Origin of the sequence: Vibrio sp. 2096, assembly GCF_033339595.1 — a bacterium.
Classification (GTDB): domain Bacteria; phylum Pseudomonadota; class Gammaproteobacteria; order Enterobacterales; family Vibrionaceae; genus Vibrio; species Vibrio alginolyticus.
This window is the reverse complement of record NZ_JAWOUX010000006.1, coordinates 275,084-285,268: the sequence shown is the minus strand read 5'-3', so window position 1 is coordinate 285,268 and position 10,185 is coordinate 275,084. Positions and strand designations below refer to the sequence as shown.

The window sequence follows — 10,185 nt, the reverse complement described above, 5'->3', positions numbered from 1 at the left end:
GTCCTAGGTTCATCTGGTGATACAGATGGTTCACTCGTTGAGCGGTGAACAGCGCTTCATACGACCTCACGTCGCACACCCCAACACGAGTTAGCAACGAAAACAGTTTATATCACTGTGGTTGGTCGCCTTTTGCTGGACATGAATTTTCAGCTCAAATTCAAAAGACTTGGGTCAATGGCGCGCTAGTTTATGCCAATAACAAAGTCATCGATAAACCAGCTGGAGCGATGCGTTTATCCTTCAATCGTTAAGTCGCTGACCGTAAAAAAAGAGCCATAAACAAACTGGAAGCATTATGTTAAGAAGAAACCCAACGGGCCATATGCCACAGGTGTCCTCAACAGCCTTTATCGATCCAACCGCTATTATCTGTGGCAAAGTCATTATTGAGGATAACGTTTTTATTGGACCCTATGCTGTTATTCGAGCTGACGAAGTTAATAACCATGGAGACATGGAAGCTATCGTCATCAAACGTGACACCAATATCCAAGATGGTGTCGTAATTCACTCTAAGGCAGGGGCTGCGGTGACCATTGGTGAGCGCTCATCCATTGCTCATCGTTCGATTATTCATGGTCCTTGCCAGGTTTGTGATGATGTTTTCATTGGCTTCAACTCCGTCGTGTTCAATAGCGTCATCGGTGAGAGGTGTGTTATTCGTCATAACTGTGTCGTCGATGGCCTCGATTTACCCGCTTATTTCCATGTACCACCGATGACCAATATTGGTGTCGGTTTTGATTTAGAGAGTATCTCTAAAGTGCCGCCAGAATATTCAGCTTTTTCCGAATCCGTCGTTTCTGCCAACCATGAACTAGTCCAAGGCTACCGGAGAATTGCCAATGAACTTTAATAAGCCACTGATTTCGCGAGTGCCGACTAACATCATCACTGGCTTTCTCGGGGTGGGGAAAACATCGGCAATAATGCACTTATTGACCCATAAACCGAGTCATGAACGTTGGGCTGTATTGGTCAATGAATTTGGCGAAGTTGGTATTGATGGCAGCTTGTTACAAGGCCAAAAAAAACAACAAGACCAAGTGTTTATTCGAGAGGTCCCCGGGGGATGTATGTGCTGTGCAGCAGGTCTTCCGATGCAAATCGCCTTAAATCAATTATTGTCTGAAGCAAGGCCAGATCGATTGTTGATTGAACCTACAGGCCTTGGTCATCCTAAAGAAGTACTGCAAGTGCTATCGACCGAGTATTATCGTCAAATTCTCGCTTTGCAAAAAAACATTACTTTAGTCGATGCACGTAAACTATCGGATCCTAAGTACACTGAGCATGAAACGTTTAACCAGCAAATCACTATCGCAGATACAGTGGTAGGTAATAAGCGCGATCTCTATCAAGATGAAGATGAGCAAAAGCTGACGGCTTATATAGCAAAGCTCGGTCTGCGGGAAACAAAAGTGATTTTCGCTGAACATGGCGCTATCCCTTTTCATGAATGTGAGGGAGCGACTCGTATTGACGTGCAAAAAACGCCCTCTGTTCTTTATCGTGAAAGAGAGAAAAAGTCACTTGTTCCTGAGTTGCCTATGCCTGAGAGCGGCATTCTAAAAGCAACCAATCAGGGGGAAGGTTTCTACAGTATCGGTTGGCGTATATCCGCTGAAAACGTGTTCGATCATCAAAAGCTGAGATTATTGCTGCTCGACCTCAAGGTCGAACGAATGAAAGCGGTTTTTATCACGGGAAGCGGTATTTTTGGTTACAATCTAACATCAGATGGACTCACAGAGTTTGAACTAGACGAGTGTTCAGAAAGCCGCCTAGAACTGATCTCTTCCGGTCTAGATGACCAATTTGAAGATAGATTATTTCGATGTTTGGAGAAGGCATCATGATAGAAAAGAGAAAACTCTCCTTTTAACCATAATGTCTTACCTCCTTAAAATTCTAGTGGGGTTTCTTTTAAAGCTGCGCTTAGGGCACTTATGCTGCCGTATTAGGGTGGGGTTAGTACCCGTATTTTCTGCCTATGCGGTTCAGGCACAGTTTTATTCATGGGGTGAGGTATCCACGTTACACGTGGCCTAATTACTTGCTTTAAGTTACACGGAAGAAACACGTCTTTTTTTAGCGAGGGCCATTGCTATATTTGCGGTACTGTAGGCGCTCTCATTGATAAAGTGCGGGTAAATTTCCCCTTTGCCATTCCAATGGATATCATAACCAGCGAAAGTCGCTAATAAAGGTGCTCCTGGTTTGACCGCCTCAAAATCTCTGCCACAAATAGTAGGGTGTACTAGTGCTTGCCGCATACCCTCTTGATCAAGTGGAACCCTGATTTCTTCGGTGTAAAAAAACGCCTCATAATCGCTCAGTAAGCCTATTTGGTTGAGGTTGTGCTTTTCAACATAGTCCAATACTGCGGTAAGCATCTGTTTCATCAACTCCAACGTACTGTACTCTAGCGCACCATGTGCTTGCGCCCCGACCTCAATCATTATTCCATATTGCCCAGCAGTACAAAGGTAAGGTTGCTCTTGCCATTCTTTTCGCTCTTCGAAAAGGACATGTGCTGATGGCATTCGTTGTTTGACGTACGCGCCCAGTTTCCGATAAAACACATCGTTAGAAAGCAAAATCAACGTCGCTCCCATATTGCTTGTTGTATTGTGCAGGTCAACAATCAACAGTTTTTCTTGGTTTGCATATTTCTCGATAAATTGATGTGCAATCTTGCTTTCATGCAAATTAGGACAATGATTGCTATTCATTGCTGAGAACTCGCGATTTAAGTCTGTATCGATGTATCGGACGTTGTGTTTTACTGCTTCGGAGTTTGCGATGATCGAGCAGGCTGAAAAGGTTGATCTATTGACAGAGTAACGTTTTTCTTTGATTAGTTTATGTAAATAAATACCAGAAAGTTCGTTTCCGTGTGTTCCTGCAACGATAAGTGCTGAATTGAATGTGTTCATTATTGAGCCTTCTCAAAGAGAATGGGTTGAATGACTGGTCTTCTCTTAGCCAATCCAGTGAACTGAATAAACGTTTACTAAACTGAGTAAAAATAATCCTAGATATGTTATAACATAACAATTGTTGTTATTGATACTTAGTTTCTCATGAGTCAGTTTAAATTTATTGCTTTAATCGTTGCTGTGTTTTGTTTTTCGGTCGCTTTGCTTCTACCTACAGAGGATGAGCCAAATCAAGATAGTCACAGCACTCAACTGAATCAAAGCAGTGATTCGTCACCACCTCCATCATCAAAGATAGTGGTTCCCTCAGATAGCAGTTTGACTCCGTTGCCTAAACCTAAACCTAAACCTAAACAAATACACTACATAGTTGAAGTGGGAGATACGCTCAGTGGTATCTTCGCTCAATTGGGTCTCCCTTACGGTATTTTGCAGCAAATTCTCTCAGTTGATCTTGATCACCTCCAGCTAGATATGATTAAGCCCGGAGAAGAGCTTGAATTAGTGATGGATGACATGGGGCAATTGAGTCGACTAATTTATCATATGAGCCTTGTAGAGAAGGCTATCTACACTAGAGAAAACGATGGCTCCTTCTCTTACGAATTTCAGGAAATTTCAGGGGAATGGCGTGAAACCTTATTTTCGGGAGAAATCAAAGGGAGTTTTTCAGTCTCGGCACATCGAGTAGGATTGGCATCAGGCCACGTCGCAAATATTACGCAGGTGATGAAAGATAAGATTGATTTTGCGCGATCTCTTAGAGCCGGTGACCGTTTCGATATATTAGTGAAACAGCAATATTTAGGTGAACACAAAACTGGCAATAGTGAGATTAAGGCTATTTCTTTTAACTTAGCGAAGGGCGAAGTCGCTGCATTTCTAGCCGAGGATGGACGGTTCTATGATAGAGCTGGTAACAGTTTGGAGCGAGCGTTTAACCGTTATCCTGTCGATAGGGCATACCGCCGAATCACCTCTGGGTTTAACCCTAAGCGTAAACACCCAGTGACGGGAAGAGTCACCCCGCATAACGGAACGGATTTCGCGACACCAATCGGTGCGCCAGTTTATTCTACTGGGGATGGAAAAGTAATTGCGGTCCGCAAGCACCCTTATGCCGGTAATTATTTAGTGATTGAACATAACAGTGTGTACAAAACTCGTTACCTACACTTGAATAAAATCTTGGTTAAAAAAGGTCAAGTTATAAAGCGTGGGCAAAAAATAGCCCTCTCTGGGAATACTGGTCGTTCAACCGGACCACATTTACATTTTGAAGTTTTAGTTCGTAATCGTCCGGTTGATGCAATGAAAGCCGACTTACCTATCGCGAAGTCGCTTCCTAACATCCAGAAACCTTCATTTTTGGCGCGAGTATCAGAGTTTGATTATCTAGTAGAAACGAAAAACTGAGTCCCGACAATTTGTTAGGGCTCAGCTATGCTATTTTGTGTTGTGAGGTTGGAGCAATAGGTGAGTCTCAATATGTGTTCCTAGAAGAATAATGACTGCGATTTTTTCTTTTACGTGCGTCCACATCCGCAACATCGGACGCTTTGCAACAACCTCCGCCTTTGATCGGCCTACGTGAAAACATCACACCAATTGCGAGCATCGCAATACAACTTAGGAAAATAAGAACGGTAAGAACTAAAGTCATAACACCAACTCCTATAAATCGCTGTATTGTCATCTTTCTCCAATTTTATAAACAAAGCAATGGTCGTTTTGTAACCACTTATTGTTTTTATCAATAGTCAGACCTTTGCTGGTGATGAAACGTGCTGAGAAACGAAGGCGAGTTCTGAAAAATCAGTCTCTGTGGTCTTTACCGATTCTTAAGCTTTGGGTCTAAGACAGCAATTGGATTCCTTCTATAACTCATCAAATTGTTATGTTATAACATGTGTTTATTCAGAGTTTGTAGGTCAAAGGTATGCCATCAATTCCAGTCACTATTTTGCATGGGTTTCTCGGGTCAGGGAAAACCACTTTTTTACGCAACATTCTTCAACAAGCCGATTCTTCTGGTATTGATCTTTCCGTTATTGTGAATGACATGAGTGAGTTAGACGTTGATGGCGTGCTTATCTTAAATACCGATGCGGTGAGTGAAGAGCAGGGCAACTTTGTCACGATCAGTGGAGACAGCATCAGCAGCCCGAGTGGTGTAAAGCAGCTCGATAAAGCCCTTAAAAAGCTCTGCGCAGAAAAATGGCCAGAATGGATTGTGATTGAAACGTCGGGCAGTAGTCATCCTTTGCCTTTGGTTGAGTATTTTAAAAACAACGCACCATTCGCACTCAAAGACGTGATTACGTTGGTGGATGCGACTTGGTTGCGAGATGACTATCGACAAGGCTCTGCCTTAATTCCGAAGTGGCAAGAGAACGTAAAGCAGGGTGTTCGCGGCGTTGAAAACTTGTTGGTAGAGCAAATTATGTTCTCAAACCGTGTCATGCTCACCAAGACGGACAAAGTGGATGACAATACCGTTCGCAACATCGCGCAGGGGATTCATCCGCTTAATGTTTACACCGAGATAATCAAAACGTCATGGGGAAACTTGGATATCCGCATGTTGAAAGGTGAGCAAGACTACAATTTCTTCCTTGTTGAGCAGTTAATCGCAGAACTTCGTGAGACGGTGAATGAGCCGTTGAATCTCTCTGATAAAGACGAACAAAGCCTTGTCGCCAAAGTGATCAAAGATGATCGACCTTTTCATCCTGCGCGTTTGTGGAGTACCTGCCACCAGTATTTAACTAAAGGTGTGTTCCGCAGTAAGGGGTTCTTTTGGTTTCCAACTCGAGACGATGTTTCACTGCTTTGGAGCCAAGCAAGCGGCAATGTGGGGCTTGAAATTACAGGCTTTTGGCGCGCTTCGGTAATCAATGACGAATCGCAAAACTTCACTGAGGAACATCGTCAAATCCTGCAAGATAAGATAGACAGTGTTGAAAGCCGCTTTGGTGATCGTCGTTGTCGCTTAACGGTGATTGGGCAAGAAAACGAAGTCGATGTGTTTATTGATGCGCTGGAAAACTGCTTTTTAACGGATGCGGAATTGGAGCAATGGCAACAGGGGGCAACATTTGAAGATCCTTGGCCAAAGAAAATAGCTAAGTTGAGCCAGAAGAAGACAGTTTGAATGTACTGGTGAGGATTCCCTTGGTGCATGTTTGAATCTCGGCTTGTACCAAGAACGGACTTACTGAATTGGCTCGGTATACCAAAATTGGCTCTGTGTAACGAAAAAGCCTCCCGAATGGTGGGAGGCTTTTTTGAATCTCAGTCGTTTACTGTTCCCATTCAGGGAAAGGGTCTTCCAGAGATAACCAATAGTCGAGCCCTTGCTCCATCTCATCTTCTGTTAACAAGCATTCGTTTAGACGAGCAATCAATTTCTCTTGCTCTAATCCCTGACCAATGAACACCAATTCTTGTCGCATATCGCCATAAGGTTCTTGCCAAATGTCGTTTATAGCATCTAAGTAATCTTGAGCCGTCGGCCATTCCTCTTTCGGAATTGCTTTCCAAAACATACCCGCAACACCATAACGTGCGATGCCTCCCGCTTGGCTCCATTGACCGACAAACTCTGGTCTGGTTGCTAGCCAAAAGTAACCTTTGGAACGAATCAGTTTGCCGTAATCTTTCGCATTGTGGAGGAAGTCGTAAAACTTCTCTGGATGGAAAGGGCGTCTCGCATGATAGGCAAAGCTGGAAATGCCGTATTCTTCGGTTTCAGGTATGTGCTCGCCTCGCATTTCTTTCAACCAACCTGGGGCTTGTTGCGCCTTTTCAAAACTGAAACTTTGTGTGTCGAGTACGGCATCAAGTTCTACTTCACCATTCGAGATAGGAAGAATAGTGGCCGATGTGTTTAGGGTTTTAAGAATCGCAAGAAGCCTTTCGATTTCTGATTTCTCAGCGAGGTCGGTTTTACTTATCAGGATCACGTCAGCGAACTCGACTTGATCGACGAGTAAGTCGGCGACGCTGCGTTCATCGTCTTCACCTAAGGATTCGGCTGTCTCTGTTAAGAACTTAGCTTCATCGTAATCACGCAGAAAGTTAATCGCATCAACCACCGTAACCATGGTGTCTAAACGTGCAACGTCTGAAAGTGATAGCCCGTTTTCATCAGCAAACGTAAAAGTCTCTGCAACGGGAAGTGGCTCGGCGATGCCAGTGGACTCGATAACTAAGTAATCGAATCTGCCTTCTTGCGCGAGTTTAGTGACTTCTTCAAGTAGATCTTCACGCAGGGTACAACAGATGCAGCCGTTACTCATTTCAACCAACTTTTCTTCACTGTGGTTGAGAGAAACTTCATTCTGAACAGTTGCCGCATCGATGTTGACTTCGCTCATGTCGTTGACGATGACCGCGACTTTTCTGCCTTGTCTATTGTTAAGAATATGACTTAAAACGGTTGTTTTTCCTGCGCCTAGAAAGCCGGATAAAACCGTAACAGGGAGTTTCTGGGTGTTCATGCTCATGCTCTTTATAGTGTAATGTTATAATGTAACAATTAATATAGTCGGTGATCTTAACTCTGGCATCAAGCAGTTTGTTACTGTGTCGAGTACTGCACCTTATTGGCGGCTTTATTTGTCGTTTAGTTGCACAGGTTCAGATGTCCGGAATTTAGAGATCGAACTCTTATCTCGGTGTGGAGGTTCTATGAACGAAGAGAAAAAGCATGTCATGACAGAAGAAGAAATTCTTGCAGCGCCCGAGGCGGATTATATGAATGAAGCTCAGCTCGCGTTTTTTGAAAACCGATTATTTGAGCTTTATGAATTGACGTTAGCGCATATTGAACGCGCGAAAGAAGAGATGATTGCGCCAATGGAATTCAGTGACGAAAGCGATAGGGCGTCCAGTGAGGAGCAATCTGCAATCGCATTAAGAATCATAGATAGAGAGCAAAAGCTGTTACCTAAGATTCAACGATCGTTGGCTCGCTTGAGCGCAGGGGAGTATGGCTATTGTTTAGAGTCCGGAGAACCTATCGGCATTCCAAGGTTATTGGCACGACCTACTGCTGAATATAGTGCAGAAGTAAAAGCTCAAATGGAGTCAAAAGAGCACTGGTATAAACACTAAAGCCTCACTATCTTATGACGTCGATATTCTTCTCGTTCACTTGTTTTTTTGATGTTCTCTGAGAAGTCTAAAGCGATGGCGACTACCGTTAGGTATGGTAGTCATTACCTTTGAGATATTAATAGTTATCGATAGGATAGAAGTAAGTTCTGTATTGTAAATAACGCACCATTTTTGTTTTTCTGAATGAGCTCTCGCTATGTTAGCGTCAAACATTTTCTCTGCTACTTCAAGCTGATCTTCTATCCTTAAAGCTAAATTGGTACTGGAGAAGTAGCATGATTGACTTTGTGGCAACTTTTATCTTTTTCTTTGCTGTCATCGATCCCATAGGTACTGTGCCCGTTTTTATCGCAGCCACAAAAAGCTATGAAGAAGTGGCAAAGCGTAAGGTCGCTCTGTTTGCGACTCTATTCTCCGCTGCTATCCTACTGTTTTTTGTTGTTGCTGGTGAAATCATACTTACAGCAATGCGTATTCCCTTGTCTGCGTTTCAAATCTCGGGCGGTATCGTATTGTTCTTGTTTGCTTTGACTATGATATTTGGTGAGAGTAAACCAGCAGAAGAAATCAGAACGCTCAATAGTCATCATGATACAGCAGTTTTTCCTCTAGCCATTCCATCAATTGCTAGCCCTGGCGCAATATTAGCCGCCGTTTTACTCACAGAGAACGTGCGGTTTAATATTTGGGAGCAAGTCCAGACCGTGGCTATGATGCTGCTGGTACTATTGGTTGTTTATATCTTGCTATTAATGGCCAGCGGCATACACAGGATTATTGGGAATACAGGAGCTAGTGCTGTAAGTCGGATCATGGGGTTGATATTAGCCGCTGTGGCCACGACCAACACTCTGAATGGGATTGAAAGTTACTTTGACCTTTAAGGCTTTTTCGCAAACTGAGCTGAAGGTATACGTTAAGAGCTAATTTTACGGCGAGATGACCAACCACCTGACAATCACTTTTCTGGCTGTTACTTCTAGCCGGATGTAATCCTTCAGGCTACTCGTGACGACCTTGTTTAAGAGGACCACGGAAAAGTTGAAAGTAAAATGCATAGATGTTGAGGGTATATATCAGATGGGGGAACTGGAGCAACACTTGCCCCCATTGAGCTGTGCCAATACTCAAAGATTAGCTGCTAGAAAACAATATCGATAATTTCTCCGCCTAGGCACTACTCTATACTCTTGTAGTCTCGCAGTATATAGAGCCTAGCATGGAGGAATTTATTAGCTTCAACGTGCCAAGACAAGACTTTTTCATGCCTTGAGAGTATCTGAAAATTCGGGAGGCTGAGAAGTTTATTCAGTATGGCTCTTATTGGGCAGTTTATGGATCAGCCAGTAACCAAGACTCATACTAAGAACTACAGCCGCAATTCCAATCAGGTACATTGGAGACAAGGTTTCAAAGTCTATAATAATGACCTTTCGGGAGATTGCCATCAGCGCGGTGGCCATGACGATTTTTACATGAATAACATTTTCTCTCAGGTAAATAGTTATATTGATGAAAATTTCAATAGCAATTAAAACGGCCATAAAAGCACCAAAAGTGGCTAGCATATCTGAAATCGTCAGAATGAGTTTAGGTGGCGTGATAAGTTTTTGATATATCGTCCATGCAACATCTATCACACCCATGACGATTACAAACAACATAACTATCGACAATACTCTTACAGACCAATGAATCACTATCTGTAATTTTTTTGTTAACTTATCATTTTTATCGACTTCCATGGCCCTGTTTCCTTCGCTTGTTTATGTTCACTTAACCTTCATATGTTGAAGCTAGACAATTGAATACATGTCGTTTAAAGCATAGTTGCTGTGGTGAGAGATAGAAGCGTCCGAGGGAAGGAAGTTATGAAACTTAGGTGTGGGCACAATGTTGGACACATAATGTAATCTCTGGTGTCATGCGTTATTACCTCATTACCTCATTGCCTCATTTCTGATCGTGAAGAGTCGACTGGTGAGGTGGTGATTCATCACCTTCACGGCAAACTGAATGAGCGGATACCACAACGTATTGATACTGGGCAAATCGATGCGCTTGTTGCTGGTTCCTCCGTGCGTTGTTAATAGAAATACAAGCGAATAAGGAGTGGGTA

General features: G+C 43.1%; 10 protein-coding genes and 1 pseudogene. 8 read left to right on the top strand and 3 right to left on the bottom strand.

The annotated features are described in order from the left end of the window. Positions 1 to 77 precede the first annotated feature (77 nt). The 3 genes and pseudogenes from R7Q41_RS14245 to R7Q41_RS14235 all read left to right on the top strand — a co-directional run. A pseudogene (locus tag R7Q41_RS14245) lies at positions 78 to 254 on the top strand (dihydroorotase); the annotation flags it as partial. 44 nt (positions 255 to 298) lie between these two features. Further along, complete coding sequence (locus R7Q41_RS14240) at positions 299 to 859, top strand: carbonate dehydratase (RefSeq protein WP_017821071.1); 561 nt, start codon at positions 299 to 301, stop codon at positions 857 to 859. Further along, positions 849 to 1,862, top strand: coding sequence for a CobW family GTP-binding protein (locus R7Q41_RS14235; RefSeq protein WP_021707804.1), 1,014 nt, complete (start codon positions 849 to 851; stop codon positions 1,860 to 1,862). Before R7Q41_RS14240 ends, R7Q41_RS14235 begins: the two co-directional genes overlap by 11 nt. Before the next feature lie 207 nt (positions 1,863 to 2,069). On the opposite strand, the gene R7Q41_RS14230 is transcribed toward R7Q41_RS14235, so the two are convergent. Further along, positions 2,070 to 2,942: an aspartoacylase gene (locus tag R7Q41_RS14230; RefSeq protein WP_318107824.1), complete on the bottom strand. Its 873-nt coding sequence runs from the start codon at positions 2,940 to 2,942 to the stop codon at positions 2,070 to 2,072. Positions 2,943 to 3,089: 147 nt separating this feature from the next. Here R7Q41_RS14230 and R7Q41_RS14225 point away from each other — a divergent pair, with 147 nt between their 5' ends. Then, positions 3,090 to 4,361, top strand: coding sequence for a peptidoglycan DD-metalloendopeptidase family protein (locus tag R7Q41_RS14225; protein WP_318144540.1), 1,272 nt, complete (start codon positions 3,090 to 3,092; stop codon positions 4,359 to 4,361). Between the two features lie 523 nt (positions 4,362 to 4,884). Next, positions 4,885 to 6,099 (top strand): CobW family GTP-binding protein, encoded by a 1,215-nt coding sequence (locus R7Q41_RS14215; protein WP_318107827.1) that lies wholly within the window; start codon positions 4,885 to 4,887, stop codon positions 6,097 to 6,099. A 148-nt stretch (positions 6,100 to 6,247) separates the two neighbouring features. Here the strand turns inward: R7Q41_RS14215 and zigA are convergent, their stop codons facing one another. Then, positions 6,248 to 7,447: a zinc metallochaperone GTPase ZigA gene (zigA, locus tag R7Q41_RS14210; RefSeq protein WP_017821067.1), complete on the bottom strand. Its 1,200-nt coding sequence runs from the start codon at positions 7,445 to 7,447 to the stop codon at positions 6,248 to 6,250. A gap of 190 nt (positions 7,448 to 7,637) precedes the next feature. Here zigA and R7Q41_RS14205 point away from each other — a divergent pair, with 190 nt between their 5' ends. After that, positions 7,638 to 8,063: a TraR/DksA C4-type zinc finger protein gene (locus R7Q41_RS14205; protein ID WP_017821066.1), complete on the top strand. Its 426-nt coding sequence runs from the start codon at positions 7,638 to 7,640 to the stop codon at positions 8,061 to 8,063. A gap of 278 nt (positions 8,064 to 8,341) precedes the next feature. Further along, positions 8,342 to 8,950 (top strand): MarC family protein, encoded by a 609-nt coding sequence (locus R7Q41_RS14200; RefSeq protein WP_017635732.1) that lies wholly within the window; start codon positions 8,342 to 8,344, stop codon positions 8,948 to 8,950. 420 nt (positions 8,951 to 9,370) lie between these two features. Here the strand turns inward: R7Q41_RS14200 and R7Q41_RS14195 are convergent, their stop codons facing one another. Continuing rightward, positions 9,371 to 9,811 (bottom strand): phosphate-starvation-inducible PsiE family protein, encoded by a 441-nt coding sequence (locus R7Q41_RS14195; protein ID WP_005375731.1) that lies wholly within the window; start codon positions 9,809 to 9,811, stop codon positions 9,371 to 9,373. Positions 9,812 to 9,985: 174 nt separating this feature from the next. Here R7Q41_RS14195 and R7Q41_RS14190 point away from each other — a divergent pair, with 174 nt between their 5' ends. Further along, entirely contained in the window at positions 9,986 to 10,156 is a 171-nt protein-coding gene (locus R7Q41_RS14190; protein WP_318107830.1) for a hypothetical protein, read from the top strand. Positions 10,157 to 10,185 lie beyond the last annotated feature (29 nt).

Excerpts from the sequence above, each read along its gene's own strand:
- R7Q41_RS14240 (WP_017821071.1), top strand. The coding sequence starts at position 299 with ATGTTAAGAAGAAACCCAACGGGCCATATGCCACAGGTGTCCTCAACA.
- R7Q41_RS14235 (WP_021707804.1), top strand. The coding sequence starts at position 849 with ATGAACTTTAATAAGCCACTGATTTCGCGAGTGCCGACTAACATCATC.
- R7Q41_RS14230 (WP_318107824.1), bottom strand. The coding sequence starts at position 2,942 with ATGAACACATTCAATTCAGCACTTATCGTTGCAGGAACACACGGAAAC.
- R7Q41_RS14225 (WP_318144540.1), top strand. The coding sequence starts at position 3,090 with ATGAGTCAGTTTAAATTTATTGCTTTAATCGTTGCTGTGTTTTGTTTT.
- R7Q41_RS14215 (WP_318107827.1), top strand. The coding sequence starts at position 4,885 with ATGCCATCAATTCCAGTCACTATTTTGCATGGGTTTCTCGGGTCAGGG.
- zigA (WP_017821067.1), bottom strand. The coding sequence starts at position 7,447 with ATGAACACCCAGAAACTCCCTGTTACGGTTTTATCCGGCTTTCTAGGC.
- R7Q41_RS14205 (WP_017821066.1), top strand. The coding sequence starts at position 7,638 with ATGAACGAAGAGAAAAAGCATGTCATGACAGAAGAAGAAATTCTTGCA.
- R7Q41_RS14200 (WP_017635732.1), top strand. The coding sequence starts at position 8,342 with ATGATTGACTTTGTGGCAACTTTTATCTTTTTCTTTGCTGTCATCGAT.
- R7Q41_RS14195 (WP_005375731.1), bottom strand. The coding sequence starts at position 9,811 with ATGGAAGTCGATAAAAATGATAAGTTAACAAAAAAATTACAGATAGTG.